This is a genomic window from Roseiflexus sp. (assembly GCF_057785375.1).
This window is the reverse complement of sequence record NZ_JBYNRX010000023.1, coordinates 25408-51178: the sequence shown is the minus strand read 5'-3', so window position 1 is coordinate 51178 and position 25771 is coordinate 25408. Positions and strand designations below refer to the sequence as shown.

Here is a 25771-nt window from a genome sequence, read left to right as displayed (position 1 = left end):
AGTTGGCCTCCTTGTCGCAGTTCTAGTCGGTGTCCGAGTTCGAGTAACAGTTGCCGCCGCTAATTCGGAAGCCGATGCGCCACCGAATGAAGCAATGGCAAATGAAAAGGCGGATAGCAGAACAAGAAATACAAACATCTGGCGTTTCAAAGATTTGTGTAACGTGTTCACCTCCAAGCGAAACAAGAATATATGGTGGCGATATCAGCCGCCCAACATGAAGTAGACCGACCGCCTCCGCCTATTCCAGCCAGTACTACGTTAGACGGACAACCATCCGTCTCAACCCGCCCGGTACGGTGTTCGGCCGCCCTTCGTCCGGCTATGCACGCCTGCGCCACATGAGACGGACAACCTCCGTCTCAACCCGCCCGGTACGGTGTTCGGCCGCCATGCGTCCGCCTATGCCCGCGCATGCCCCGATAGACGGATAACCTTCGCTCCTGAAACTCACGTGCGATGAAGCCGCATCGCTTGGGTGCGTTGCGCGGTACATTAGTTGTGATGAGTATAGTTCACTCCATATCCGATGCAAAGGGGTTTCCAGATGTCCTCTTCCGGCCATCCGCCCAGACTGCTCGATCAGGTGCGCGGCGCGCTTCGCCACAAACACGATTTAATCCGCACCGAAGCCGTGCGCTGAGCCTGCCGAAGCGATGCCTATACCGTTTGGGTGCGCCGGTTCATGCACGTTCACCATATGCGTCCTCTGTTGAATGTGGGCAGGCGGCAGGCAGGGGCGCGCCGCCGCGCCCGCGCGGGTGCGCGATACCCGGTGAACGTGGGCAGGCGGCAGGTTGCAGGTGCAAAGGCTGAAGGTGAAGTGAGACAAGAGGCGAGAGGCGAGAGGTGAGAGGTGAGAGGCAAGATGTGAGAGGTGAGAAATCTAACCCCTAACTCCTAACCCCTAACCTCTAACTCCTAATCCCTAACTCCTAACTCCAGGTTCTCGGTTCTCCCTCTGAAACCCGCTCTCTCCCGCTGCGTAGATTCAGTGCTGCAACCAAATCGTCAACGAGTTGATAACTCGCCCTTGATGAGAATAGAGTAGACTGAGGAGCGGAATGCCGTGTAGGAGCAGGAGTGGAATATGCAATCAGTCACGCGCGCCATTGGTATAGGCTATCTGCTGATCTGCCTGCTGGCGTTGCTTGCCACTGCGTTCATCGGTCCTGTCGGTTACGCCCCCTTTCCGCTTCCCATCGGTCCGGCGCAGGAGCCGGTCGTCGTGACCATCTGGTACGGCACCGAAAAGAAACTCTGGCTCGAAGACGCTGCACAACGGTTTGCCGCAACCAACCCGCGCGTCGGCAACCGCCCGATTCAGATCGTGCTGCGCGGCATTGGTTCGCGTGAACTTTCGCTGCGCGCTGCGCGACAGGAGTTCGGCAACTACGGGCAGCCGACCGTCATCAGCCCGGCGAGCAGTATGTGGGTTGAAGTCGCCAAAGCCGACTGGGCGGCGTTTAACCCCGGCAGCCCACCATTCATCATTAATCGTCCCGATCAGGCGGCGCCGCTGGCGCTGACGCCGCTGGTGGCCGTTGTATGGAAGGAGCGCGCCGAAGTGCTCTGGCCCGAAGGTCCCGACAGTTTCTGGCAGAACCTGCACGACGCACTGTCGAACGACGAAGGATGGGTTGGCGTCGCCAAGGCGAATAAATTTGCTCCCGGATCGCCGGAGTATGAGAAAGCGAAATCGTGGGGATTCGTGAAATTCGGGCATACCTCGCCGCTGACCTCGAACAGCGGTCCCCAGGTGCTGATCCTGATGGCGTATGGCTACCACGAAAAGAGCAAAGGGTTGACGAGCGCCGACATCATCGATCCCGGATTTCAGCAATGGATGCGCGAGATCGAGATGGCGGTGCTCGAATTTGGCGACAGCACCGGCACCTTCATGACCAGTATGGTGCAGTTTGGTCCCAGCAAATACGACATCGTGCTCGTCTACGAGAACCTGGCGCTCGAAAACATCGAAGCCGCGCAGCGGCGCTGGGGCGACATCCGCATCTACTATCCGCCGGCGACGATGTTTAGCGACCATCCCTATGCCATTCTGAACACCCCCTGGGTGACGCCGGAGCAACGTCAGGCGGCGGAGACGTTTCGCGATTTTCTGCTGTCGCAGCCAATCCAGGAGATTGCGTTCAAGCAGTATGGATTCCGTCCGGCAAATATAGAAGTTCCTGTATTGACGGATGATCCCGCCAACCCGCTCAACCGATACCGCGCCTATGGCGCACAGAAGGAAACTCCGCCGTCGGTTGAAACCCCGTCGGCTGATGTGGTGACCACGTTGCTCGATCTGTGGCGCCGTCAGATCAACCGATAAAAGAGGCAAGAGACAAGAGGTGAGAGGCGAGAGGGTAAGCGCCCGATCATTCGCTTCTTCTAAACCCGGCGCCTCTATCCTTTGAGATGAGAGGAGATCATTACGTGCGACATCCTTTCCGATGGCTTCTGATCCTGGTTCTGTTGACGCCGCTGCTGGCAGCGTGCGGCGCCGGCGGCGGCGACGGAGGGTTCCTGAGAGGCAATACCGTCGAAGTCAGCATTGCCTACGGCAGCGAAAAGCGCGCATGGCTCGAAGAGGCGGTTCGACAATTCAACGCTGCCGGGCAGAAAACGGCGAGCGGAGCATCCATTCAAGTGGTGGCGACGCCGATGGGTTCAACCGACTCGATGAACCAGATTCTGAGCGGCGCCATCCAGCCGACCGTCTGGAGTCCCGCGAGCAGGATTCTGCTGCCGGTCGCCAACGATGAATGGGGCAAACGCAACAATGGCGCAACGCTCGTCGATGAAAATGCGCCGCTCCTGGTGCTCAGCCCGGTTGTCATCGCCATGTGGAAGCCGATGGCGGAAGCGCTCGGCTGGCCCAACAAACCGCTCGGCTGGTCCGACATCGCCGAACTGTCGGCAAGCGGCAAAACCTGGGCGGACTTCGGTAGACCGGAGTGGGGTCCGTTGCAGTTCGGTCACACCCATCCTGATTATTCGAACAGCGGGGTAGCGACGATTATTGCGATCAGTTATGCCGCCGCCGAAAAAACCCGTGGCTTGACCGTCGCCGATGTGCAGAATCCAAAAACGGCGGAGTTCATGCGGAATATCGAGAGCGGCGTCATTCACTACGGCGAAAGCACCGGCTTTTTCGCCGACCAGATGTTCAACCGGGGACCGGGATACCTCTCGGCGGCGGTGCTGTACGAAAATCTGGTGATCGAAGCCTACAATCGTGATCGCTATCCCTACGTCTCTCTCCCGGTCGTTGCCATTTATCCGAAGGAAGGCACGTTCTGGACTGACCATCCCTACGCGATCCTGAACGCGCCGTGGGTGACCGATGAGCAACGCGAAGCGGCGAATGTCTTTCTCCGCTATCTGCTCGACCGTCCGCAGCAGGAATTGGCGTTGCGCTACGGCTACCGGCCCAGCAACACCGATGTAACGGTCGGCGCGCCGATCACGCCGGAGAATGGCGTCGATCCGCAGCAGCCTCAGACCTTGCTCGAAGTGCCGCGCCCGGATGTGCTGAACGCCATCCGCAGCGTCTGGATGCAGAACAAAAAGCGGGTCGATGTCATGGCGGTGCTCGACGTATCCGGGAGTATGGAAGACGAAGGGCGGCTAGAGCAGGCAAAGGCAGCGCTGCGCATCCTGGTCGAGCAGTTGGAAGACGACGATGGGTTCGGGCTGACGATTTTCAGCGATCAGGCAACGGTGCTGACACCGGTCTCGCCGATTGGTCCCAAGCGCGCCGAGATGCTCAACCGGATTGGCGGACTGACGCCGCGTGGCGGGACGCGCCTGCTCGATACGGTGCTCGAAGTGTACCAGGAACTGAATGCCACTCCGCCTGGACAGCGCATTCGTGCAGTTGTTGTTTTGACCGATGGGCTGGACAACAGAAGCCAGCGCTCGGCTCAAGACGTGCTCGGTCTGCTCAGACAGGACCGGGAAGGATACAGTATCAAAGTGTTCACGGTTGCATTCGGTGGCGATGCCGATGTAAACTTGCTGAATGAGATCGCCGGCGCTACGGGAGCGAAGAGTTACGTTGGCAAGCCCGGCGAGCGTGGCAGCATCGAGCGTATCTACCAGGACATTGCAACATTCTTCTGAGATGAGGGCGTCTGTATGAACACGACAACTCTTCTGCTGGCGGCGCGCCAGTCGCTGGCACTCATTGTCCTGATCGTCGCACTCGCCGCCGGGTTGACCGTAGCAACCTGGCTGCTCCCGCTCGGAGTGCTGGCGTATGTGCTCATGGTCTTCTTCGGTATGCGCGATCCGGTGCTGATCGATGCGGCGCGCCGCCCGCCGCCAACGCCGCGTCCACGCCTCGCCAGCCCTACATTCCGCGCGCAGATTGAAGCCATCGAACGTACCCAGCAGGAGATCTCCCGGAGCGCCGCGCAGTCTGGCGGCCCGCTGGCGCGCCTGCTGCTGCCCATCGCCGATCAGGGGCGCGAACTGGTTGAGGAGGCATACATTCTGGCGGACAAAGGGCAGATCATTGAGCGCTACCTGGCGTCTGTCGACCGCCGTAAACTCGAGCAGGATGTTGCATCCATCGATCAGCAGATGCGCGCGACGCAGGACCCGTATACCCTGTCGCAGTTGGCGGAGACGCGCCGGGCGCGGCTGGAAAAAATCCAGAATGTGCGCGACCTGGACACCTACATCGGGCGTATCAGTGCGCAATTGCAGAATATCAACGCCAGCCTTGACAATGTGCTAGCAGAGACGGTGCGTCTGCGCACTGCCGATGCCGCCAGCGCCGACAGCACCACCAGCCAGGTTGCGCGCCGCCTGGCGGATCTCAAATCGGACATGGACGCCTTCCAGTCGGTGCTCGATACCGCCCTGGCACGCAGCGGAGCAGTGTAACAACGGGCAGAGGCACGTCGCCGACGGATGGATTGGACGGATTGATTGATCGTCGGGGCGGGTCTGTGACCCGCCCGCGTGCCGGTGACGCGCCGCCGATGGATGGATTGTCGGGGCGGGTCTGTGACCCGCCCGCGTGCCGGTGACGCACCCGCGTAGGATTTTTACATGACAAGGAAAAACGATGCGATCCTGCACATCACTCATTCTCCTGATCATTGTCGGATTAGTTGCCTCAGCATGCGGCGACCTGATCGGTGGAGGAGGAGGTGACGCGCCCTCCAATGCGATCACGATCACCATCACCTACAGCCCTGAAAAGGACGACTGGTTGAAGGATCGCATCGCCGCCTTCAACCGTTCACGCACACAGGTTGAGGGACGCCCGATCATGGTCGAAGGTATCAACAAGTCGAGCGGTGAGGCGCGCACCGAGATCCGAAATGGGCGATTGCAGACTACCGTCTGGTCACCTTCGGCTTCCACCTGGCTGGAGGTCTTGAAGTACGAGAGCGGCAACCCGAACGTGGCAGCGTCGAATCAGCCGTTGGTTTTGACGCCGGTGGTCATTTCGATGTGGCGCCCGATGGCGGAGGCAATGGGTTGGCCCGACAAACCGATCGGCTGGTCGGACATGCTGGCGCTGATCGAGAACCCGCAGGGTTGGGGCGCCTATGGGCATCCTGAGTGGGGGCGCTTCAGCTGGGGGCATACCGACCCGGAGATCAGCACAACGGCGCTTTCAACGCTGCTGGCGGAGTTCTACGCTGCTACCGGAAAACAGCGCGACCTGACCGTCGCCGACATTCAGAAGCCGGAGAGCCAGGAGTTTATTCGCAAACTGGGGCGGGGCATCAAGCATTATGGCTACAACACCCTGGTTTTCAGCGAGAATATGCGGAAATTCGGGATGGGATACATCTCGGCGTTTCCGATGGAAGAGATCACGCTCATCGACTTTAATAAGAACAAAAATCCGCCAACGCCGCTGGTGGCGATCTACCCGCGCGAGGGAACCTTCTGGCACGACAACCCGTTCATCATCATGGCGAGCGCCTCGGAGCAGGAGCAGCGCGCTGCGGAGCAGTTCTACGATTTCCTGCTGACCGACGAGAGCCAGCGCCTGGCGATGAGTTACGGCTTTCGTCCTGCGAATGTGAATGTGCCTCTGGCAGATCCGATCAGCCCGGTGTATGGTGTGCAACCGCAGGGGGTGCAGAGTGTGCTGCCCGTGCCGCCGGCCGAGGTGATCGTCGCCGCCAAGAACGCCTGGTCGCTCAACCGCAAACGCGCTGACATTCTGATTGTGGTTGATGTTTCCGGCTCGATGGAGGGCGAAAAACTGGCAGCGGCAAAATCGGGGCTTGGAACCTTCCTGAGCCGCATTCTGCCGGATGATCGCGTCGGTCTGATCGTGTTCTCGACCGAATCTCGCGTGGTTGTGTCGCCGGCGCCGCTGTCGGATGTGCGTCTACAGCTCGACGACGCAATTACGATGATGCAGGCTCAGGGCAAGACGGCATTGTACGATGCGCTGATGGATAGCAAAAAGGTTTTCGATGCCCTGCCGCCAGTTGAAGGTGATCGCATTCGTGCAATTGTGCTGCTCTCGGATGGGCAGGACAATTCCAGCCGCGCGACGCTCGAACAGGTCCGGCAGGTGTTCGAGGAATCGGGCGTCAGCATCTTTCCGGTGGCATACGGCGCTGATGCCGATACCGCCGTCCTGCAGCAGATCGCCACATTCTCGCGCACTATCCTGGTGCAGGGCGATACCGGCGATATCGGTCAGATTTTTGAGAATCTGAGCAGGTATTTCTAGGTGTGAGGTGCGAGACGAGAGGCAAGAGGAACGCAAGGCGAAGATCTTTGTCCTGCGCACGCTTTGAAGACGCGGGCAGGCGCAAATCACCTTGCCTGACGGGTGCGTGGATGGCTCGCGCCTTCCTGATCACTCCTCCGAAAGCAGCAACACCTGCGTGATCTGCTCCCACTCGGCGTCGAGCGACACGCTGACAACCGGTCTGCCCGCCTGGCGATACCAGTACCCGGCATTCGCCAGGTCGCCCTCTTTGCGGTGCAGATAGGCATGCACCCAGGCGCTGTCGATGCTGTCATCGTCCTGTGCGGCGCGATGCGCGGCATGCCAGTCGCCGCGGGCATCGTACCACAGCGCCTGCAACGCGACGCTGAGACCGGGTGGAGGCGCATCGCCGGTCAATGACGCCCGAAATGCCTCAATGTCTCGGATCATTACGTTTTGCTCCTTGCGTTCAGGAAGAGGGCGATGCGCATTGTTTCGCCCTCCTTCCGCCAGGCGAGTCAACCCGCGCTCAGCGAAACTTTGATGCGGTGCATCAAACGCTCTTCGACCTCCCGCGGCAATTCGGCTGGCGCGTCGCGCAATGCACGGTAGATGTGAATGGTACGACTCAAGGTATCGTACACTGTCCGGCAGTCGGGGCATTCTGCGAGGTGCTGTTCCAATTCACGGCAGAGCGACTCGGCGAGTTCGCCGTCGAGGTAGTCGTTCAGTTGCGCCAGAATGTCACGGCAATGTTCGGGATCGTCGTGCTCGTGATGATGAGTGTCCATGGCGGACCTCCACGCGCCAGGGCTGCTGGCGCTCAATATTCCTGCATATATGCGGAGAGCAATTCCCGCAAACGCAACCGTGCCCGGTGCAGCCGCACTTTGACGGCGCTTTCGCCCAGACTGAGCGCAGCAGCGGTTTCTTCGGTGCTCAATCCCTGGATGTCGCGCAGCACAAAGACGACGCGCAGCGTTTCGGGAAGCGCCGCCAGCGCCTGCTCCAGCGTGGCGCGCAGTTCGCTGTTCAGCGCTGCCGCCGCCGGGTCGAACGTCCACGGCGTCAGGCGCTGCGGCATGTCGTCTTCCTGGATCGTCTCGGCAACATCGTCGAGATCGACGCGTGGTGCATGCTGGCGGAGGTGCATGAGCGCTTCATTCGTTGCAATGCGGTAGAGCCAGCTTCCCAACCCGCTGCGCCCTTCGTAGGTGTCAAGTTTGTCGCATGCCTTGATGAAGGTTTGTTGCAACACTCCTTCGGCTTCATCGGCATCGCCGAGCAGCCGCATCGCCTGCGCATAGACCAGCGGCGCAAACCGCTTGATCAGGCACGCGCACGCATCGGGATCACGGCGACGCAACCCGGTAAGCAACGCCTCCTCATTCTCGTAGATCGTCAGGTCGATGATTGGTCCGGGCATGGCACGGCTTTCATAGATTCAGATGCGAACGTCTCGATGCGCGTTACACAGTGCTGTCGTCCGATGTTTGCGGCCGGTTGAGGAATGCCTGGTGCAGACGCTCGAAGAGGGCGTCGCGCTGGCTGGCGGGAATGACACGCTGCCCCTCGTCGTGAACGAGCACAATCAGGCGTTGCGTGGTGTCGAGCACAACGCGACAATTGCGGCAGTGCGCAATATGTTCCTGCACCTCGGCGACCAGGGCGGCATCCATCTCGTGGTCGATGTAACTCGACAGATGAGCAATCAGTTCTTCACACGTCATTGTTGTGCTCCCCGGCAGCCAGCCGTGTTATGGCGCCATCCATTCGCCGAAGTACTCGCTCACCCGTTCGCGCAACGTCAGGCGCGCGCGATGGAGGCGCACCTTCAGCGCCCCTTCGCTGATACCGATGATCTGTGCACAATCAGCGGTCGAAAGCCCTTCAATATCGCGACAGACGAACGCCGCGCGCAGGGTGATCGGCAATGCTGCAATCGCGTTTCGCAGGATCTCCTGCGCCTCACGGCTGAGCAGACGATCCTCCGGCAGCGTGCTCCAGTCGGTCAGCGCCGATGGCATCGGCAGTGCGGCGTCCTCGTCGGGCAGGGACTCTTCGGGTCGTCGTCGGCGCAGGATCATGAGGGCGTGGTTGTAAGCGATGCGGTAGAGCCAGGTGCCGAGGCGAGCATGCTGCTCAAAACGGTCAATGGCTTCCAGCGCCGAAATGAATGTTGCCTGCACCGCTTCTTCGGCGTCGGCCTCATTACCAACGATACCATACGCCAGACGGTACACGCGGTCGGCATACCTCTCGAAGAAGGTCGCAAATGCCTGCGGATCGCGCCGGCGCAGCCCGTCGATCAGGGCAGATTCGTCATTCATACAGGCTCACAAAGGCGACAGATCGCTTCTGGTGCTATTATAGCGCATCGACTGGCACGAGCGAAAACCCTGTGTCATGGTACCTGTTCACGGTTGGGGGAAACGATGCCGCCGGTCGCCCAAAACGGAGGTTCGGCGGCAGCCCCGAAAAGGAGCAGCGGCGGAATGGCCTCAGCAAGCGCCCACGCACGACGCTCCGCCGCTCTGGGGTCCACACATAACGCCTGCGCTCTCAGGAAGAGCGTGAACAGATACGTGTCAGGGGGGGCAGCCATGCATGGACAGGAACCACCGTGTTCCTGAGAGACGGCGCCCGCGCTGAGTGCACGCAGCCCCGCGTCAGCGGGGCTGGTTCCGGGCATGTGTCCATGCCAGGGCGAGGGCGCGGCAGCGCTCTTCGTGCGATCCGCCCGACGGTTTCGCGTCGGGCAGTGCAGCGGGCTACCGCCTGACAAGTCACGCATGTACCCTGATTATAGGACGGAACAAGGAAGGGAGCAGATGCATGACCGACCCGACAACGCGCTTCCAGCGCTTCCAGCAGCGCTACCGTGACGGCGAGATTCCCTGGGATGCCGACCTGCCGCCGCCAGAAGTCATTGCGGTTGCCGACGTTCTTCCGCCGGGGCGGGCGCTCGACCTGGGATGTGGCACAGGGCGCGCCTGCGTCTATCTCGCAGCGCGTGGATGGTCTGTTGATGGCGTCGATTTCGTCCCTGAAGCGATTACACGAGCCGAAGAACGCATCCGACGCGCAGGGGTGACCGACAGGGTGCGCCTCTTTGCCGCATCGGTCACCGACCTGCACTTTTTGCGTGAACCGTATGATCTTGTTCTCGATGTCGGTTGCATGCATGGAATGACTGCAGAAGAACTCCGCGCCTATGCTGGCGAAGTTGCGCGCCTGACGCGCCCTGGCGGCCTGTATCTGCTCTTTGCGCATTTGCACGATGAAACATCGAGCGAGCCGCCGCGCTGGATTGCAAAAGGAGAGGTAGAACAACTATTTGCGCCCGACCTTGAGGTCGAGCGCATCGAATACGGCGTGACTCATGTGTGCGATACGAGCTGGCCCTCAGCGTGGTACTGGCTGAGGCGCAGGGGCTGAGCCGGCTATTCCTCAGCGGAGGCGCGACGTGGCGCAACGCGCGACGTCGAGCGTGTTTCCATCCACTGATGAATACGCTGCTCGATAGATGACTGAAAGGCGATGATGCGCCACGCCAATGTGGCCACAAAAGGCACAGACGAGGAAGCGAGCGAACGAATCGCACGATTCCACAGGGCGCGCGCCATGCGTAACCCACGATCACGCGGGCCGACCAGAATGACGCCTGCAATAACGATAACGAATCCAAATGGGATTGGCGAAATCGAAAGGATCAGACCGCCGATAATGCAGATCCAGCCTGTAATGATGCGTAGAAGCCGCAATGCCTGTCCCAACATGGTCGTGCCTTCCAGTCTGCAAGGATTATCTCATCCTGTTTACCAGTGTACCATATCGACCAGGCAATTGGAAGGGTGATCATTCCCGATCAGGTCGGGAGCGATTCCGTGTCTGCCTCTATACGCCGGGCTGAATTTGTGCTACCATCCGGAGCGAAGGCTGCTGCCCGCTTGTGGTTTGCGTTCCAGCGCGTCATAGACCGGCATGATCGTACTGATCGCATCAGTAACATACAAAGTGGGGTCCATGGACGAGAGCAGGCTCCAGGACATTCTGTTTCGCAGCGCACACGCCCGCGTGCTGGTGGTAGGCGATTTTGTGCTCAACCGGCGCCTGCAGATCGATCCGGCGCATGTTGAGTATTCGGAGGAGACGGGTCTCCCCTCTCATCAGGTTGCTGCTGTGGACATGATTCCTGGCGCAGCGGGGAACATTGCGGTCATCCTGCGCGCACTCGGGGTTGGAGTGACCACTCTTGGCGTGATCGGCGATGATGGTGATGGGTATGAATTGAGGCGAAGTTTGCGTCAGCGTGGTATCGACGAACGCGCAATGGTCGTTGCTGCCAACAGGTATACACCGGCTTCGATCCAGCCGGTGATTTCCAGCGCAATCTCTGTGCCGCAAGAGCTCGAACGGCTCGACATCCGCTCTCGCACTCCTATGGCGCCCTCGACAACAATGGCGCTGATCGAGCGTTTGCGGGCATTAGTGACTCAGGTTCATGCAGTGATCGTCGTCGATCATGTGGCCGAAGAAGAATGCGGCGTCGTCACGAGCCGACTCCGTCTGGAGATCGCTGATCTCTCCGCTCGTCACCGGAATGTCTGGTTTCTGGCAACCTCGCACTATCGTGTTGGACTCTTCCGGCATGTCATGATTGTACCTGATGCCCGCGAATGTGTACGTGCCGTTTACGCGAATGACAGCAGCAATCCGCCGCTGGCGCTGGTGGGGCAGGCTGCCGAGCAACTACGTCAGCGCACCGGCAAACCCGTGATCGTGACGCTCGGTGTGCGTGGGATGCTCGTGGTTCACGAGCAAGGGATGATCCACACGCCTCCTGTTCCAATAACCGGGCCGATCCAGTTGACTGGAGCGAGCGATAGCGCCATAGCAGCCGTGGCGGCGGCTCTGTGCGCAGGCGCTACATTAGACGAAGCAGTGGAACTGAGCAATCTGGCAGCCGCAGCCGTGATGCGCCGAACTGGTACAGACGAAGTGGCGTTGCAGAATCAGATCATCGCGATGTGGTGGGCGTATCATAAGAATGACTGAGCAACTGCCACGCCGGAACCTTCCCACCTTCAACCTGCAACCTTCCTGCCTTCAGTCCCCAGCGTCTCATACGCCTCGATCAGCATGCGCTCGGTCGTTTCCCAGCCGATGCAGGCGTCGGTCACCGATACGCCATAGCGCAGTTGCGAGCGGTCGGCGGGGATCGGCTGTTTCCCTTCGTACAGGTTGCTCTCGACCATCGTGCCAATGACCGCGTTGCTGGCGATGTGCTCCAGGAGCGCCTCACGCCAGACCTGCGGCTGGCGCGTATGGTCGCTGCCGGCATTGGCGTGGCTGCAATCAATCATGATGGCAGGGAGCAAACCTGCCGCCGCCATCGCCTGCTCGGTGCGCGCCACGGTTGCCGCGTCGTAGTTCGGTCCTGTGCTGCTGCCGCGCAGGATGATCATGCCATCCGGGTTGCCGGTGGTGCGCACCACGCAACTTTGCCCATCCTGGTCGATGCCGAGGAACGAGTGCGCCCGGCGCGCCGACAGAAAGGCGTTGACTGCCACCTGCACATTGCCGTCGGTGCTGTTCTTGTAGCCGACCGGCATCGAAAGACCGCTGGCAAGCGCCCGGTGGGTCTGCGACTCAACGGTGCGTGCGCCGATGGCAGTCAGGCTGATCAGGTCGGTGATATACTGCGGGCTGATCGGGTCGAGCATCTCGGTAGCGGTTGGCAGCCCCATATCATTGATGTGCAACAACAATTCGCGTGCGCGCCTCAGACCTTCATTCATATCGAACGAACCGTCGAGGTGCGGGTCGTTGATCAGGCCGCGCCAGCCGACGGTGGTGCGCGGCTTTTCGAAATAGGCGCGCATCACGATGACGATACGGTCACGCATTTCGATGGCGAGACGTACCAGGCGTCGGGCATACTCCAGCGCTGCGTCGGTATCGTGGATCGAACAGGGACCGACGACTGCCAGCAATCGCCGGTCTTCGCGGCGCATAATGCGCTTGATCGCTTCACGGGCTTCGTAGACTGTCAGTGCAGCGGCTTCGGTGATCGGGTAGCGCTCGCGCAGGATGCGCGGCGGAGTGAGCGGTTCAAAGGCAAGAACATGAAGATTATCAACCGGTCGCACAGGCATTACTCCTCGTTGTCATCGAAGTCGTCATCTTCCGGTTCCGGGAACGGTCCGAGCCGGTCGTAACGTTCCCACAATGAGAGTTTCGCATCGTTGGCTATTCTGGATGTCCTGGGCGTCAGGAGCATCTGGCGTGCAACAGCAGCCGACATACTCTCCTGATCGACCGCGCCGGCGCGGTAGCGCGCCATAATATCGCCATACATGTCGGCGAGACCGAGATACGCTATGGCGCGCACAATCCCTGCATTTAGCGCGCGATTATCGCTCTGCATCAATCGCCGGTGCATTTCGGCAATGATCGGTTGGCGCATCGCCTCATCGATGACTGTTACACACGCCAGCGCCAGGAGCGCGCCATCCTGCTCAATAACGCTGTACGCCGGGTTATCGACGTAAGCCCAGAGCGTCGCCACCACCGCCGCGCCGATCCGCCCGATCATTTGCGGCACGTCGTACTGCCAGATTTCGCGCGCAGGACTTATACCATAGGGTTCCATATCGGCGCTCTTCAGCAACGGCTCGACCATGCGCAACGGGCGCAGTTCACCAAGCAGGCGCAGCGCGTGGATGGGCGCATAGGCGACCGGCGGTTCCTCGTAGAAGAGCGAGACGCTGGTCGCCAGGTCGATCAATGGATCAACGGCGGCATCGCCGCAGCGCAGAATGTTGTTGACCAGGCGCTCGGTGGGGCGTAACCCAACGCGGCGCAGATGCCGGACATACTCGTCGGCGCTGAGACTGAGGCTCATGGCTATGCTCCTTCTCCTTCCAATGCAGCGCTCAGAGCCTCGGCGAACGCCATGTCGCACAGCGGACGGAACGTCCGCCGGTGTTGCAGTGTGGGACCGTAGCGACACAGCGCCTGTTGGTGCGCTGCTGTGCCGTATCCTTTGTGGGTTGCAAAACCGTATTCGGGCCAGTATCGCCCAAGCGTCTCCATGAAGCGGTCGCGCGTTACCTTGGCGATGATCGATGCGGCCGCGATCGACAGACAGCGTGCATCACCCTTGATCAGCACGCGCTGCGGGAGGGACCAGCCGTCGAGGTGCACTGCATCGATCAGTAGCGCGTCGGCGGGATGCGGCAGGCGCAGCAATGCCACCTGCATCGCCAGGCGCGTGGCGGGCAGAATACCATGGCTGTCGATAATGTGCGCCGGTGTTGCTCCGACTGCCCACGCCGCTGCCACGCTCGTAATGCGTTCAAAAAGGGTGGCGCGCTGTGCAGGGGTCAGCGTTTTCGAGTCGGCGACGCCGTCGAGCACCTCCGGCGCATCGATCACGGCGTCCGGTAGAACCACTGCTGCCGCAACCACCGGTCCCGCCCAGCAACCGCGTCCGGCTTCGTCAACCCCGGCAATGGCGCGATACCCGGCGGCGCGTAGCGCCCGTTCCTCTTCGACTGTCGGGTGACATCCTTTCATTGCGGAAGCCGGCGCATTCCCAGGACATACTGCACGATACCGCCGGGAGTCGTCGCTTCTCTGAACGAAACGTCCATGCCGGCGCGCTCGAACCGTTCGCCAAAGCGGTGCAGCGCAGCATTCGATACCGTCGTTGCTGGGCGCGGCGATCGCTGGAGCGTCACGCGGTATGCGGCATCGACCAGACGCGCGTAGGGCGAGTCGTCGGCAAAGCGCGCCCATAACGCAACAGCGACGGTTCCGCCAGGGCGAAGCACGCGCCGGATTTCGGCAATGGTTGCATCCTGGGCAATATACTCGCTCGGAAAGGTTGCGATGATCGTGTCGAATGACTCAGAGACGAAGGGAAGGGCGTGGGCATCGGCGCGCACGAGCGGCGTATGAAACCCGGCTTGCGCCAGACGACGCCGGGTGAGCCGAAGCATCTGCGGCGACCGATCCAGACCGGTAAAAAAACCGGTTCGGCGCTGTGCCAGCGCCAGTTGCACATGCCCGGTGCCGCAGCCAAGCTCCAGCGTCGCGCCACGCGCAAACTCCAGCACCGTCAACGTCCAGTCGCGCCACTGACCTGCCGACACTAGCGCGGCCACGGTGTCGTAAGTCCATGCGAACTCCTGGTAGAAGCGCGCAAACGCCCAACGTATCAGGCGCACGTAGAGTGCAGCAGGGGCGCTGACTGCCATAGAAACCAGGCAAATGGGCGACGGTTTAGCGTCGCTCTTTGATCCGCGCCGCTTTGCCAGTCAGACCGCGCAGGTAGAACAGGCGCGCGCGCCGCACCTTGCCGCGGCGAACGACCTGAATGCTCTCGACGCGCGGCGCGTGGACGAGGAATGTGCGCTCGACGCCGATCCCGTGCGATGCAATGCGCCGCACGGTAAAGTTTTCATTGAGTCCGCTCCCCCGCTTGCGGATGACGACCCCCTCGAACTCCTGGATGCGCTCGCGGTTCCCTTCGACAACGCGCACACCGACGCGCACAGTGTCGCCGACGCGGAACTCGGGAACCTCCTGCTTCATATAGCGGCGCTCGATCTCTTCTATAATCTGCTGTGACATTGCTGCCTGACTCCGGTCTACACAAAGAGAGCAGGGCGAACATCGGCGCCCTGCTTGCTTGAACACTGATGCGGATTATAGCATATGCTCGCAGTGGAGGCAAATGGAGTCGTATGAACCAACCGCTCGACATTGGCGTCGTCTTTCCGCAAACGGAAATAGGCGACGATCCCGGCGCGATCTGTGAATACGCACAGGCGGTTGAGGCGCTCGGTTATCGGTACATCCTGGCATACGACCATGTCCTTGGCGCTGATCCGTCGGTCCGCCCCGGCTGGAGCGGACCGTACACCAGCGAGTCGTTGTTCCACGAACCGTTCGTCCTGTTCGGGTACCTGGCCAGCATCACCACGACGATTGGCCTGGTCACCGGGGTGATCATTCTGCCGCAGCGACAGACGGCGCTGGTTGCCAAGCAAGCGGCTGAGGTCGATGTACTGAGCGGCGGACGCCTGCGCCTGGGGATCGGCATTGGCTGGAATGAGGTGGAATACCAGGCATTGGGGGAGAACTTCCACAATCGTGGGATGCGCAGCGAGGAGCAGATCGCCGTGCTGCGCGCCCTCTGGTCTGAGAAGGTCATCACCTTTCGCGGCCGCTGGCATACTATCGAGGCAGCCGGCATCAATCCGCTGCCGCCACGCCGATCCATCCCGATCTGGATCGGCGGGTATGCTGAAGCGACCCTGAAGCGCGTTGCGCGGATCGGTGACGGCTGGATCACCTTCCGCCCGCCGGACGAAACGACCCGCGCCGCGCTCGAACGCCTTGCCGGGTATGCCCGCGATGCAGGGCGAGATCCATCGACGATAGGCATTGAGACGCAGTTGAACCTGCGCTCGGTTGTGGAAGATCGCTGGCAGGCATACGTCGATGCCTGGCGTTCGCTCGGAGCACGCTATCTTTGCCTCAACACTATGGGGATGGGATTGACGAGCGTCGATCAGCACCTGGCGGTGTTACAGCGCGCGGCGTACCTGGTCAGATGACGGTCACCGCCGCCGGGCACGCCGCTGTGGACAGAGGCCGGTGCTGCTGCTCATCCCCCGGTCACGCCCGCGCCTTCGCTGGTGACGGTCATCTGCGCCCCGCGCCCCCGCCGGGAGATGACGGTCACCACTGCCAGCTACCCCGCTGCCGGATGCGCCCGGCAGTGGTCGGGGATTGCTGGGGTATGCCTGCTCACCCAGGTGACAGTCATCTGCGCTATGGGCAGTGGTATAATTCAAAGAGATGCCGCGTTCCACCTATCCATAGCCCAGGAGAGTGCGCATGATCTTCGACGACAACCCCCACGCCTCGATTCGTATTTTGCGGACGCGCATGCCGTATGCGACATTTGATATGCGACCCTGGTCGCCGGCTGTGAATGTCTTCGAGACCGAACAGGCGATGCTGCTGGTCGTCGAACTGGCCGGCGTCGAGTCGTCGAATGTGCAGATCGAAGCGCATCCGCAGTTTGTGCGCATCGCTGGCGTGCGCCAGATTGCCCTGCCCCACGATCTGCGCCGCCTGCATCGAATGGAAATTGCCTCTGGCGCGTTTCAGATAGAAGTGCCCTTTGATCGCCCCATCGATCCGGATCGAACTAGCGCGCGTTTCACCAATGGCTTGCTGGAAATCTGGCTCCCTTTCGCCGGTCGCGGCGTTCGTCAGATCGTCGTCCGTGTCCATCGGGAGGGTGAGGTATGAGCACTCCAACACCAACCCAGGACTCGCCCGATATCCCGGAGGTGCTGCCGATCCTGCCGCTCAACAACGTTGTGCTGTTCCCCGGTATGTTCCTGCCCCTCGTTGTCAGCGGCGACGCATGGGTGAAACTGGTCGATGAGGCGGCGCTTGCAACAAAGATGGTCGGCGTCTTTATGCGCACTCAGCCCGGTGAGGGGTTCGATCCGCTGGCGCTGGCGCGCACCGGCTCTGTGGCCTTGATTATCCGCATGCTGCGACTGCCGCACGGTGCGGTGCAAATTCTGGTGCAGGGGCAGGCGCGCATTCAGATCAGGCAACTGATCGTCACCGAGCCGTATCCGCAGGCGCGCGTCGCCGTTCATCGCGATCCTGCCGTGCTGTCGATGGAGGTCAGTGGTCTGGCGCGCGCGGCGCTTGCCGCCTTCCAGCAGATCATTCAGCTCAGCCCGACGCTCCCCGATGAATTGGCAGTCGTCGCTGCCAACACCGCGCAACCCGGCATGCTGGCGGACCTGATCGCGGCAAATCTGAACCTCAAGCCGGAAGAGCAGCAACTTGTGCTCGATACGCTCGATGTACAGGAACGTTTGCGCCAGGTGCTCAGTTTCCTCGAACGCGAGCGCGAAATCCTGACGATCGGGCGCAAGGCGCAGGAAGAGATGTCGAAAAGCCAGCGCGAATATGTGCTGCGCCAGCAACTCGAGGCAATCAAACGCGAGTTGGGCGAAACCGATGAGCACGCCGCCGAAATCGCCGAGTTGCGCCGTCGCCTGGAGCGCATGCCTCCCGGCGCTGCCGAGTATGTCGTTGCCCGCACATACCTGGACTGGCTCCTTGACCTGCCGTGGAATGTCAGCACGGAGGACAACCTTGATCTGGCGCAGGCGCGCCAGGTGCTCGACGAGGATCACTACGACCTGGAGCGGATCAAAGAGCGGATTGTCGAATATCTGGCGGTGCGCAAACTGCGGCTCGAGCAGGATGCCAGCGGCAGCGCGCGCGGTCCCATCCTCTGCTTCGTCGGTCCCCCCGGCGTCGGGAAGACCAGCCTGGGAGCCTCGATTGCGCGTGCGCTGGGGCGCAAGTTCGTGCGGGTGGCGCTTGGCGGCGTGCGCGACGAGGCGGAGATCCGCGGGCATCGCCGCACCTATATCGGCGCGCTGCCAGGGCGTATCATCCAGGGGATCAACCGCGCCGGCAGCAACAACCCGGTCTTCATGCTCGATGAAGCCGATAAACTCAGTGTCGGTTTTCAGGGCGATCCGGCGGCTGCGTTGCTGGAAGTGCTCGACCCGGAGCAGAACGCAGCGTTTGTTGATCGCTACCTCGATGTGCCGTTCGACCTGAGCCGTGCGCTTTTCATCTGTACTGCCAACCGTTCCGATACGATTCCGCCAGCGCTGCTCGACCGCATGGAACTGCTGGAACTCGCCGGTTACACCGAGATGGAAAAACTGGAGATCTGTCGGCGCTATCTAATCCAGCGCCAGCGGAACGAGCAAGGTTTGGCGGAGCGTGCTCCGACGATTACTAAAGCGGCGCTCCAGCGCCTCATCCGCGAATACACCCACGAGGCGGGCGTGCGCAACCTGGAGCGACGGATCGGCGCCATCTATCGCAAAATGGCGACGCGCGCGGCGGAAGGTCAGCCGTTGCCGGAGCAGGTGGACGCGCCCGACCTCGATGACCTGCTTGGACCGCCGCGCTTCCGCAGCGAAATGCTGCTTGGCGAAGATGAAGTGGGTGTGGTGACCGGGCTGGCATGGACGCCAACCGGCGGTGATATGCTCTTTGTCGAAGCGAGTGTCGTGCCCGGCAACGGTCAGTTGACGTTGACCGGTCAACTTGGCGATGTCATGAAGGAATCGGCGCGCGCTGCGCTGACCTACGCGCGATCACGGGCGCGGTCGCTGAGTATTCCGACCGACTTTGCGCAGATCTGCGATATTCACATCCACGTCCCGGCTGGCGCTGTGCCAAAAGACGGACCATCCGCCGGCATTACGATGGCAAGCGCGCTTATCTCAGCACTGACCGAACGTCCTGCGCACAAACACGTCGCCATGACCGGCGAAATCACACTGCGCGGCAAGGTGCTGCCGATTGGCGGGGTCAAAGAAAAATTGCTGGCGGCGCAGCGTGCTGGCGTGCGCACGGTGCTGCTGCCAAAGGCGAATGCGCCTGACCTGCGTGAATTGCCGGAGGAAACGCGCCAGCAACTCAACATCGTGCTGGTTGAACACATGGACGAGGTGCTGCCGCATGTTTTGCATCCCAAGAGCGAGCCGGTCACTCTGCCTGAACCCGCACCAGCCGATGGGGTCGGCACGGAACAGGTGACATAGGCATGTTCTTCGAGGGAAGTCTTACGGGGTGGGTTTTTTCCGGTGCGCTCTTGTATTGCCCATTACAAGCCTCATACCAGGTGGCGTTCAGTCAGACAAGATGTTCGCGCGTTCGTTGGGCAAGGCGCAACGGTCAACGCGCACCGGCAGGCATGTCGTGGACGCAGACTGTGCCTTGGCATCAGCAGCCCCAGCGGGGCTTGCACATGCGGTGAGCGCCGTCGAACTGCGTCCTCAGCGAGGGCTTTCGCCCGCAGCGGCCCGGCATCCTGCCGCGCGCACCGGCAGTATGGTACAAATGACCGCGATTTAGCGCCTATCCGAAAAATCGCTGACTGAAGTGCGACCGGGTAGGCGAAGGCGATGCCTTCGCCTACCCAACGAGTTTTTTCGAATAGGCTCTTAGTATCAGTATGCGCGCAAGGGCGAGACGCCGCCTTGCGCTCGTCACATTTGAAAAACGCAGTGCCTGAAAGGTCGGAGGAGAGGGCAGCAAGACCTCGTTGTCTAGAAAGGATCCAACAATGTCGTTGAAGGAGCGTGTGGACAGTCTCTTGAGCGCAGCCGCCGAGCGAGGGAATGTTCCTGGGGTCGTGGCAGTCGTCGTAGACCGCGAGGGGGTAGTGTACGAAGGGGCGTTCGGGAAGCGCAATCTGGTGACCGGCGAGCCGATGACGGTCGATACGGTCTGCTGGATTGCGTCGATGACCAAGGCAATCACCGGCGCCTGCACCATGCAGATGGTTGAGCAGGGGAAACTCGACCTCGACACCCCCGCCAGCCAGTGGGTTCCAATGCTGGCGCAAGCGCAGGTACTGGAGGGATGGGACGACGAGGGGAAGCCAAAACTGCGTCCGCCAGCGCGCCCGATCACGCTGCGCCAGTTGTTGACGCACACAGCCGGGTTTTCCTACGAGTTCTGGAGTGCTGACATTCTGCGCTACCAGGAAGTGATGGGCGTGCCTGGCATCGCCAGCGGGAAGATCGCAGCGCTGAGCACGCCGCTCCTCTTCGATCCGGGCGAACGCTGGGAGTACGGCATCAACATCGATTTCGCCGGGCTGGCTGTCGAAGCGGTCAGTGGCAAGCGATTGAGCCAGTACATGCAGGAGCATCTGCTGGGTCCGCTTGGGATGAACGACACTGCCTTCAAGATCCGTCCCGACATGCGCGCGCGTCTGGCGACTGTCCACGCGCGCGGTGACGATGGTTCGCTGGCGCCGATCGAATTCGAGATCCCACAGGACCCGGAGTTCGAGATGGGGGGCGGCGGGTTGTACGGCACGGCGGGGGACTATGCCCGCTTCATTCGGATGGTGCTCAACCACGGTGAACTTGATGGCGTGCGGGTGCTCAACGCCGAAACGGTTCACCTGATGTGCCAGAATGCAATCGGCGATCTGCGGGTGACGTCGATGAAGAGCGTAATGCCGCAATTCTCCAACGATGCCGAATTCTTCCCGGGGTTGCCCAAGGGGTGGGGGATAACCTGGCAGATCAATCTCGAGCCTGCGCCAACCGGTCGTCCGGCGGGCGGTCTACAATGGGCTGGCCTGGCGAACTCGTACTTCTGGATTGACCTCGAGCATGGCATTGGCGGGGTCTACCTGACGCAGATCACGCCGTTCGCCGATACGACGTCGTTGCCGCTATTCGAGGCGTTCGAGACGGCAGTTTACCAGTCGATGTAACGTTGAGAGCGCCGGTGGCATCTCAGGCATAGGCGCCCAAACATGACCACAGGTGTAGGGGCAGGTCTCAGACCTGCCCCGGTCAGAGCCAGTCTGAGGTCGGCCCCGGTCAGGGCCAGTCTGAGGTCGGCCCCGGTCAGGGCCGGTCTGAGACCGGTCCCAACAGGAGACACTATGGCACACATCGAACTCACATGGATTTACGACCGGACATTTCTCGGCGTCGACAGCACCAACCACAGCATCGTTCTTTCCCCCGGCGGCGGCGTGGGGGTCAAGCCGTCGGAAACGATGCTGATTGCGCTGGCATCGTGCTCAGCCGTTGATTTGGTCGAAATACTGAAGAAGCAACGGGCGACGCTGCACCGCCTGGCGATCACCGTCGATGGCGAGCAGGACGCCGATCCGCCATGGCGATACCGCCGGATCCATCTGCGCTACCAGGTGATTGCGACTGACGTAACGCTCGAAAAGGTTCAGCGAGCGGTCGATCTGGCGCTCAACGAGTATTGTTCGGTTCGCTCCTCGCTGCACCCGGAGATCGAGGTGACGTTCGAGATCGATCTCGGCGTTCCGGGTTAAGGAATCGGGAACCGAGAACTGAGAACCGAGAACCGAGAACCGGGAACTAATACGAATGAGAGGCAGACGGTGGCAGAGCCTGTCGCAGTGGACGGTGGCAGAGCCTCTCGTAGCGGACGGTGGCAGAGCCTGTCGAAGCCAGCGTCCGCTTGTTGATGCTAGTTGATCCTATTGCCAGAGCCACGACTGAGGTTGGCTGAGCCTGTCGAAGCCAATGTCCGCCGCTCCAGGTTTTGGTTGTTCGCTCTATCGGGCATCGGGGCGCCCCCCTTCGCTCCGTGTGGGAGAGAGGGGCAGGGGGTGAGGAGCAACCAGGCATCGGAACGCAGGTCAGGGCGCGGCAGCGTCTCACCTCCCTGCCCCACCCCTGCCCTCCCCCCAGGTGGGGAGGGGGTCGCCGTTGCGCTGATTGCGGCGCTCGTCCCGGCTGCCCTCCCCCCAGCGGGGGGAGGGTGTGGGAGGGGGGAGGGGTTGCCGTGTTTCCCCCTCCTGCGTGTAGACGCAGGGCGAGGGGATGAGGGTGTCAACTTCCCCCTGCCCCGCATGTGGGCGAAGGGGGGCAGGGGGGATGAGGAGAAAACGGCAATTCCCAAACCTTCAACCTTCGCCCATACTACGCTGCTCCACCGGTGATCTTGATAACATGGGCAGGCGAGTCGGCGAGCGGCGATGGCAGGGTTACGGTTAGTCCGCTGTCGTGTTGCACAGCCGTGATCGCCTCATAACCAAGAAGGGTCACGCCCCCCGATCCGGCGGGGATGGTCAGATCCAGCAAGGTGACGTCGGATTGCTGCGGCGTGTCGAGCATGATCGCGTACAGGTCGTCGCCCTTGCGGGTGAAGCGTACCCCGACGCCAGCATCAGTTGCGCCCTCGGCGCGTCTCCAGGGGCGCGTGCCGTAGATCGCCTCGCCGTTGACCGCCAGCCACGCGCCGAGCGCTTCAAGCCGCTCCGCCTGCTCCGGCGGGATCGTGCCATCGCTCATCGGACCGACATTGATCAACAAATTGCCATTCTTGCTGACAATGTCGATGAATGATCTGATCAATTCAGCAGGCGAGAGCATCGTATCAACCGTTTCGTTGCGGTTGTAGCCGAACGAATATCCGAGACCCCGGCACGACTCCCACTTCTCGGCTTTGATGTCGGGGAATACCGCATATTCCGGGGTGCGGAAGTCGAAGTGCGGCGGCGTGGGAAGCATGCCCTGCGCCAGCGCCTGCATCATCGCTGCGGGATCAGGCGGACCATCGCCGACCGGCGCCTGGGTGAAGCGGTCGTTGATGACCCCTTCGGGAACGGTGTTGTAATAGTAACTGAACAACTCCGCCAGGTTCGCCGCTGCCGGGTACCCGATGTCATTCCACAGGACGCTGGGCTGGTAGCGGTCGATCAATTCCTTCCAGTGAGCATTGGCGTACTCAACGTAGTCCTGTCGCTGTGGCACACCCATGAACAGGTCGATAATGTCGCCAATTACCCGGTCGTTGAACGTCCAGTCAAGACCGCCGGAGTAGTAGAGACCCATACGCAACCCGGCAGTGCGCACTGCGCCGGTCAAATCGCCGACCAGATCGCGAGTTGCGTGGTATCCTTCGCGGAATGGATTGGCGCGCGCGCTAGGCCAGAGCAGAAAACCATCATGGTGTTTGGTGGTGAGGACGACGTACTGCGCTCCAGCGCGTTTGAACAGGTCCGCCCAGACTGCCGGGTCCCACGTCGCCGTCTCGCGGTTGAACGTCTCGGCGAAGCGCTCATACGGGAAATCGGCGCCGAAATGTTGGGCATGGTACGCTGCTGTCGGACTGCCGGGAATACGCATTGAGTTCATGTACCACTCAGCGTATGGATTGCGTCCAAACCATCCTTGCCACCCTTCTTTTGCCACGACCTCGTGGAGCGGTCCGGTCGTCGGCGCCCAGCCGGGAACCGAGTACAGCCCCCAGTGAATGAAAATCCCCAGTTTGGCGTCGTGAAACCAGTCAGGAACGATGTGCGTACGCACGGATTCGAGGGTTGGTTCGTAGGTCATTGTCGCTCCTTTGTGCTGAAGAACGGGGTTAGGGGTTTAGGGTTAGGAAAATTTTCCACTGCCCGTCTATCCACTTTCCACCTTCCACCTTCGCATTCGCCACCTTTCACCTTCCATCTTCCCGTCCGCCTCGTAGTTCTTGTTCAATATTCAACGCACTCCGGACGCGCTGGCGGCGCGCCCCTGCCATATCGCCTTCTCATAGGAAGATCAACGGGATATGAGACAATCTCGTGATCGGCGTTGGCTTCGACAGGCTCAGCCAACGCCAACCGCTCCAAGGTGCATGCGTGTTTGTCCGGATGGAGATTGATCTTCCTATCAGGTGGACGGTGCTACGGGTCAGACACGCCCTGTACGGATGCGCCAGCAGTGCGCCTCTACCTTTGCCCCTTTAACCTTCCCACCTTCTCTCGCGCCAGGCTGCACCGCTCGGGTATTCGTACATCACCAGCGACGCGGGCTTCATTTCGATGCTGTAGCCAGGCGCCTGCGGCGGCATGTACCGAGCGTTGCGGATGACGACCGGATCGACGAAGTGTTCGTGCAGATGATCAACGTATTCGATAACGCGGTTCTCCAGTGAGGCGGAGACGCAAATATAATCCCAGATCGACAGATGTTGCACGTACTCGCACAGCCCGACACCGCCAGCATGTGGGCAGACCGGCACGCCGAACTTTGCTGCCATGAGGATAACCGCGAGCGCCTCGTTGACTCCGCCGAGACGACATGCGTCGATCTGACAAAAACTGATGGCGTTTGCCTGAAGCAGTTGTTTGAACATAATGCGGTTCTGCACGTGCTCACCGGTTGCGACGCCAACCGGCGCTACTGCACGGGCAATCGCTGCGTGTCCGAGAATATCGTCTGGACTGGTCGGCTCTTCGATCCACCAGAGATCGAATTCGGCAAGATCGCGCATCCAGGCGATTGCCTGGGGCACATCCCACACCTGATTGGCGTCCGCCATCAGTCTACGGTCAGGACCGACGACCTCGCGGATCAGGCGGGCGCGGCGACGGTCGGCGTCGAGATCGCGCCCGACCTTCATCTTGATATGCTGAAAGCCGGCATCAATCGCCTCCTGGCACAGGCGGCGCACCTTATCGTCAGAATAACCGATCCAGCCGGCGGATGTCGTGTAGGCAGGGAACCCGTGCGCGCGCATCTCCGCCTCGCGTTCGGCGCGCGTCGCTTGCTGGCGGCGCAACATCTCATGCGCCTCGTCAAGCGTCAGCGCATCGGAAATGTAGCGAAAATCGATACAGCGCACCAGGTCCTCCGGCGACATATCGACCAGCAGTTTCCAGAGCGGCTTCTGCTCGACCTTTGCCCACAGGTCCCAGACGGCGTTGACGACGGCGGCGGTCGCCAGGTGGATGACCCCTTTCTCCGGTCCAATCCAGCGCAACTGGCTGTCGCCGGTGATCATGCGCCAGAAGGCGCCCATATCGGCAGTGATCGACTCGAGGGAACGGTTCAGCACCATGGGCAACAGCGCCTGACAGGCTGCCACACATAATTCATTGCCGCGCCCGATGGTGAACGTCAGACCATGACCGGTCAGACCGGGCACATTCGTATAGAGGATGACATATGCCGCTGAATAGTCGGGATCGGGGTTCATCGCGTCCGATCCGTCGAGGGTGCGGGAGGTGGGAAAGCGGATGTCGCGCGCTTCAGCGCGGGTAATGGTGATTGCCATACGCACGTGCCCGTCGCAATAAAATATATATGATGCACGTAGTGTACGACGGCGCATACCTGGTGTCAAGTCTGATAGCGCAATCAACCAGATGTTGCACAATACTTGCCCGTGCTGACCGTCTTGCGGCGGACGTTGGCTGAGCCTGTCGAAGCCAACGTCCGCCGCTCCACGTCCTTGATGGTCCAGGTTTAGAGCCTATCCGCAAAATCTGCGCGACGTGCGATCGGGTGGGCGAAGGCATTGCCTTCGCCCGCCCAACGATCTTTTCCGGCTAGGCTCTTAGTCCGATGTTCACGGTCAACCGTATCCAGACTCGCAGGTGCGGGGCGTGATCTGGTTACGAGGCGCCGCATTGCTGCGGGCTGAAGCCCTCGCTTC

The 25771-nt window shown here is 61.1% G+C and carries 26 protein-coding genes; 12 read left to right on the top strand and 14 right to left on the bottom strand.

Annotation, left to right across the window (positions count from 1 at the left end; genetic code table 11):
* The 5 genes from AC3EA7_RS04100 to AC3EA7_RS04080 all read left to right on the top strand — a co-directional run.
* The coding region (locus AC3EA7_RS04100) for a hypothetical protein (protein ID WP_488612759.1) at nucleotides 1-226 on the top strand (226 nt) is incomplete at its 5' end.
* An 864-nt stretch (nucleotides 227-1090) separates the two neighbouring features.
* Complete coding sequence (locus AC3EA7_RS04095) at nucleotides 1091-2335, top strand: substrate-binding domain-containing protein (protein WP_488612758.1); 1245 nt, start codon at nucleotides 1091-1093, stop codon at nucleotides 2333-2335.
* Between the two features lie 104 nt (nucleotides 2336-2439).
* Complete coding sequence (locus tag AC3EA7_RS04090; RefSeq protein WP_488612757.1) at nucleotides 2440-4128, top strand: substrate-binding and vWA domain-containing protein; 1689 nt, start codon at nucleotides 2440-2442, stop codon at nucleotides 4126-4128.
* Nucleotides 4129-4143: 15 nt separating this feature from the next.
* Entirely contained in the window at nucleotides 4144-4896 is a 753-nt protein-coding gene (locus AC3EA7_RS04085) for a hypothetical protein (RefSeq protein WP_488612756.1), read from the top strand.
* A gap of 184 nt (nucleotides 4897-5080) precedes the next feature.
* Nucleotides 5081-6718 carry an extracellular solute-binding protein gene (locus tag AC3EA7_RS04080; RefSeq protein WP_488612755.1) on the top strand — a complete coding sequence of 546 codons (1638 nt, stop codon included), beginning with the start codon at nucleotides 5081-5083 and terminating at the stop codon, nucleotides 6716-6718.
* Between the two features lie 129 nt (nucleotides 6719-6847).
* Here the strand turns inward: AC3EA7_RS04080 and AC3EA7_RS04075 are convergent, their stop codons facing one another.
* The 6 genes from AC3EA7_RS04075 to AC3EA7_RS04050 all read right to left on the bottom strand — a co-directional run bounded on the left by AC3EA7_RS04075 (nucleotide 6848) and on the right by AC3EA7_RS04050 (nucleotide 9245).
* A complete protein-coding gene (locus AC3EA7_RS04075) occupies nucleotides 6848-7150 on the bottom strand; it encodes a hypothetical protein (RefSeq protein WP_488612754.1) in 303 nt (100 codons plus the stop codon).
* A gap of 68 nt (nucleotides 7151-7218) precedes the next feature.
* Complete coding sequence (locus tag AC3EA7_RS04070) at nucleotides 7219-7491, bottom strand: anti-sigma factor family protein (protein ID WP_488612753.1); 273 nt, start codon at nucleotides 7489-7491, stop codon at nucleotides 7219-7221.
* Nucleotides 7492-7523: 32 nt separating this feature from the next.
* Nucleotides 7524-8126 carry an RNA polymerase sigma factor gene (locus tag AC3EA7_RS04065; RefSeq protein ID WP_488612752.1) on the bottom strand — a complete coding sequence of 201 codons (603 nt, stop codon included), beginning with the start codon at nucleotides 8124-8126 and terminating at the stop codon, nucleotides 7524-7526.
* A gap of 43 nt (nucleotides 8127-8169) precedes the next feature.
* Entirely contained in the window at nucleotides 8170-8430 is a 261-nt protein-coding gene (locus AC3EA7_RS04060) for an anti-sigma factor family protein (protein ID WP_488612751.1), read from the bottom strand.
* A 27-nt stretch (nucleotides 8431-8457) separates the two neighbouring features.
* Nucleotides 8458-9030: an RNA polymerase sigma factor gene (locus tag AC3EA7_RS04055; protein WP_488612750.1), complete on the bottom strand. Its 573-nt coding sequence runs from the start codon at nucleotides 9028-9030 to the stop codon at nucleotides 8458-8460.
* 74 nt (nucleotides 9031-9104) lie between these two features.
* The gene (locus tag AC3EA7_RS04050) at nucleotides 9105-9245 is read right to left on the bottom strand and encodes a hypothetical protein (protein ID WP_488612749.1); all 141 of its coding nucleotides are present in this window, start codon (nucleotides 9243-9245) and stop codon (nucleotides 9105-9107) included.
* A gap of 290 nt (nucleotides 9246-9535) precedes the next feature.
* On the opposite strand from AC3EA7_RS04050, the gene AC3EA7_RS04045 reads away from it, so the two are divergent.
* Nucleotides 9536-10138, top strand: a complete 603-nt coding sequence (locus AC3EA7_RS04045; protein WP_488612748.1) for an SAM-dependent methyltransferase — start codon at nucleotides 9536-9538, stop codon at nucleotides 10136-10138.
* 5 nt (nucleotides 10139-10143) lie between these two features.
* On the opposite strand, the gene AC3EA7_RS04040 is transcribed toward AC3EA7_RS04045, so the two are convergent.
* Nucleotides 10144-10479, bottom strand: coding sequence for a hypothetical protein (locus tag AC3EA7_RS04040; protein ID WP_488612747.1), 336 nt, complete (start codon nucleotides 10477-10479; stop codon nucleotides 10144-10146).
* A gap of 247 nt (nucleotides 10480-10726) precedes the next feature.
* Here AC3EA7_RS04040 and AC3EA7_RS04035 point away from each other — a divergent pair, with 247 nt between their 5' ends.
* Complete coding sequence (locus tag AC3EA7_RS04035; RefSeq protein WP_488612746.1) at nucleotides 10727-11758, top strand: bifunctional heptose 7-phosphate kinase/heptose 1-phosphate adenyltransferase; 1032 nt, start codon at nucleotides 10727-10729, stop codon at nucleotides 11756-11758.
* Nucleotides 11759-11787: 29 nt separating this feature from the next.
* Here the strand turns inward: AC3EA7_RS04035 and AC3EA7_RS04030 are convergent, their stop codons facing one another.
* The 5 genes from AC3EA7_RS04030 to rplS are packed head-to-tail and all read right to left on the bottom strand — an operon-like array spanning nucleotide 11788 to nucleotide 15340.
* Nucleotides 11788-12852, bottom strand: a complete 1065-nt coding sequence (locus tag AC3EA7_RS04030) for a 3-deoxy-7-phosphoheptulonate synthase (protein WP_488612745.1) — start codon at nucleotides 12850-12852, stop codon at nucleotides 11788-11790.
* A 5-nt stretch (nucleotides 12853-12857) separates the two neighbouring features.
* Nucleotides 12858-13607, bottom strand: coding sequence for a hypothetical protein (locus AC3EA7_RS04025; protein ID WP_488612744.1), 750 nt, complete (start codon nucleotides 13605-13607; stop codon nucleotides 12858-12860).
* A 2-nt stretch (nucleotides 13608-13609) separates the two neighbouring features.
* The gene (rnhB, locus tag AC3EA7_RS04020) at nucleotides 13610-14281 is read right to left on the bottom strand and encodes a ribonuclease HII (RefSeq protein WP_488612743.1); all 672 of its coding nucleotides are present in this window, start codon (nucleotides 14279-14281) and stop codon (nucleotides 13610-13612) included.
* Complete coding sequence (locus AC3EA7_RS04015) at nucleotides 14278-14964, bottom strand: class I SAM-dependent methyltransferase (protein WP_488612742.1); 687 nt, start codon at nucleotides 14962-14964, stop codon at nucleotides 14278-14280. The genes rnhB and AC3EA7_RS04015 overlap by 4 nt, the downstream gene beginning before the upstream one ends.
* Before the next feature lie 25 nt (nucleotides 14965-14989).
* Nucleotides 14990-15340, bottom strand: coding sequence for a 50S ribosomal protein L19 (rplS, locus tag AC3EA7_RS04010; protein WP_488612741.1), 351 nt, complete (start codon nucleotides 15338-15340; stop codon nucleotides 14990-14992).
* A 113-nt stretch (nucleotides 15341-15453) separates the two neighbouring features.
* Between rplS and AC3EA7_RS04005 the strand changes: the two genes are divergently transcribed.
* The 5 genes from AC3EA7_RS04005 to AC3EA7_RS03985 all read left to right on the top strand — a co-directional run bounded on the left by AC3EA7_RS04005 (nucleotide 15454) and on the right by AC3EA7_RS03985 (nucleotide 21650).
* Complete coding sequence (locus tag AC3EA7_RS04005; RefSeq protein WP_488612740.1) at nucleotides 15454-16329, top strand: LLM class F420-dependent oxidoreductase; 876 nt, start codon at nucleotides 15454-15456, stop codon at nucleotides 16327-16329.
* A gap of 283 nt (nucleotides 16330-16612) precedes the next feature.
* The gene (locus AC3EA7_RS04000) at nucleotides 16613-17032 is read left to right on the top strand and encodes an Hsp20/alpha crystallin family protein (protein WP_488612739.1); all 420 of its coding nucleotides are present in this window, start codon (nucleotides 16613-16615) and stop codon (nucleotides 17030-17032) included.
* Complete coding sequence (gene lon / locus AC3EA7_RS03995; protein ID WP_488612738.1) at nucleotides 17029-19377, top strand: endopeptidase La; 2349 nt, start codon at nucleotides 17029-17031, stop codon at nucleotides 19375-19377. Before AC3EA7_RS04000 ends, lon begins: the two co-directional genes overlap by 4 nt.
* A gap of 542 nt (nucleotides 19378-19919) precedes the next feature.
* A complete protein-coding gene (locus AC3EA7_RS03990; RefSeq protein WP_488612737.1) occupies nucleotides 19920-21068 on the top strand; it encodes a serine hydrolase domain-containing protein in 1149 nt (382 codons plus the stop codon).
* Nucleotides 21069-21242: 174 nt separating this feature from the next.
* Nucleotides 21243-21650 (top strand): OsmC family protein, encoded by a 408-nt coding sequence (locus AC3EA7_RS03985; RefSeq protein ID WP_488612736.1) that lies wholly within the window; start codon nucleotides 21243-21245, stop codon nucleotides 21648-21650.
* Nucleotides 21651-22263: 613 nt separating this feature from the next.
* On the opposite strand, the gene AC3EA7_RS03980 is transcribed toward AC3EA7_RS03985, so the two are convergent.
* Together AC3EA7_RS03980 and AC3EA7_RS03975 are read right to left on the bottom strand one after the other, a co-directional pair.
* Nucleotides 22264-23682: an alpha-L-fucosidase gene (locus AC3EA7_RS03980; RefSeq protein ID WP_488612735.1), complete on the bottom strand. Its 1419-nt coding sequence runs from the start codon at nucleotides 23680-23682 to the stop codon at nucleotides 22264-22266.
* Between the two features lie 394 nt (nucleotides 23683-24076).
* Nucleotides 24077-25390, bottom strand: coding sequence for an L-fuconate dehydratase (locus AC3EA7_RS03975; protein ID WP_488612734.1), 1314 nt, complete (start codon nucleotides 25388-25390; stop codon nucleotides 24077-24079).
* Nucleotides 25391-25771 lie beyond the last annotated feature (381 nt).

Excerpts from the sequence above, each read along its gene's own strand:
- AC3EA7_RS04095 (WP_488612758.1), top strand. The coding sequence starts at position 1,091 with ATGCAATCAGTCACGCGCGCCATTGGTATAGGCTATCTGCTGATCTGC.
- AC3EA7_RS04085 (WP_488612756.1), top strand. The coding sequence starts at position 4,144 with ATGAACACGACAACTCTTCTGCTGGCGGCGCGCCAGTCGCTGGCACTC.
- AC3EA7_RS04080 (WP_488612755.1), top strand. The coding sequence starts at position 5,081 with ATGCGATCCTGCACATCACTCATTCTCCTGATCATTGTCGGATTAGTT.
- AC3EA7_RS04075 (WP_488612754.1), bottom strand. The coding sequence starts at position 7,150 with ATGATCCGAGACATTGAGGCATTTCGGGCGTCATTGACCGGCGATGCG.
- AC3EA7_RS04070 (WP_488612753.1), bottom strand. The coding sequence starts at position 7,491 with ATGGACACTCATCATCACGAGCACGACGATCCCGAACATTGCCGTGAC.
- AC3EA7_RS04065 (WP_488612752.1), bottom strand. The coding sequence starts at position 8,126 with ATGCCCGGACCAATCATCGACCTGACGATCTACGAGAATGAGGAGGCG.
- AC3EA7_RS04060 (WP_488612751.1), bottom strand. The coding sequence starts at position 8,430 with ATGACGTGTGAAGAACTGATTGCTCATCTGTCGAGTTACATCGACCAC.
- AC3EA7_RS04055 (WP_488612750.1), bottom strand. The coding sequence starts at position 9,030 with ATGAATGACGAATCTGCCCTGATCGACGGGCTGCGCCGGCGCGATCCG.
- AC3EA7_RS04045 (WP_488612748.1), top strand. The coding sequence starts at position 9,536 with ATGACCGACCCGACAACGCGCTTCCAGCGCTTCCAGCAGCGCTACCGT.
- AC3EA7_RS04040 (WP_488612747.1), bottom strand. The coding sequence starts at position 10,479 with ATGTTGGGACAGGCATTGCGGCTTCTACGCATCATTACAGGCTGGATC.
- AC3EA7_RS04035 (WP_488612746.1), top strand. The coding sequence starts at position 10,727 with ATGGACGAGAGCAGGCTCCAGGACATTCTGTTTCGCAGCGCACACGCC.
- AC3EA7_RS04025 (WP_488612744.1), bottom strand. The coding sequence starts at position 13,607 with ATGAGCCTCAGTCTCAGCGCCGACGAGTATGTCCGGCATCTGCGCCGC.
- rnhB (WP_488612743.1), bottom strand. The coding sequence starts at position 14,281 with ATGAAAGGATGTCACCCGACAGTCGAAGAGGAACGGGCGCTACGCGCC.
- AC3EA7_RS04015 (WP_488612742.1), bottom strand. The coding sequence starts at position 14,964 with ATGGCAGTCAGCGCCCCTGCTGCACTCTACGTGCGCCTGATACGTTGG.
- rplS (WP_488612741.1), bottom strand. The coding sequence starts at position 15,340 with ATGTCACAGCAGATTATAGAAGAGATCGAGCGCCGCTATATGAAGCAG.
- AC3EA7_RS04005 (WP_488612740.1), top strand. The coding sequence starts at position 15,454 with ATGAACCAACCGCTCGACATTGGCGTCGTCTTTCCGCAAACGGAAATA.
- AC3EA7_RS04000 (WP_488612739.1), top strand. The coding sequence starts at position 16,613 with ATGATCTTCGACGACAACCCCCACGCCTCGATTCGTATTTTGCGGACG.
- lon (WP_488612738.1), top strand. The coding sequence starts at position 17,029 with ATGAGCACTCCAACACCAACCCAGGACTCGCCCGATATCCCGGAGGTG.
- AC3EA7_RS03985 (WP_488612736.1), top strand. The coding sequence starts at position 21,243 with ATGGCACACATCGAACTCACATGGATTTACGACCGGACATTTCTCGGC.
- AC3EA7_RS03980 (WP_488612735.1), bottom strand. The coding sequence starts at position 23,682 with ATGACCTACGAACCAACCCTCGAATCCGTGCGTACGCACATCGTTCCT.
- AC3EA7_RS03975 (WP_488612734.1), bottom strand. The coding sequence starts at position 25,390 with ATGGCAATCACCATTACCCGCGCTGAAGCGCGCGACATCCGCTTTCCC.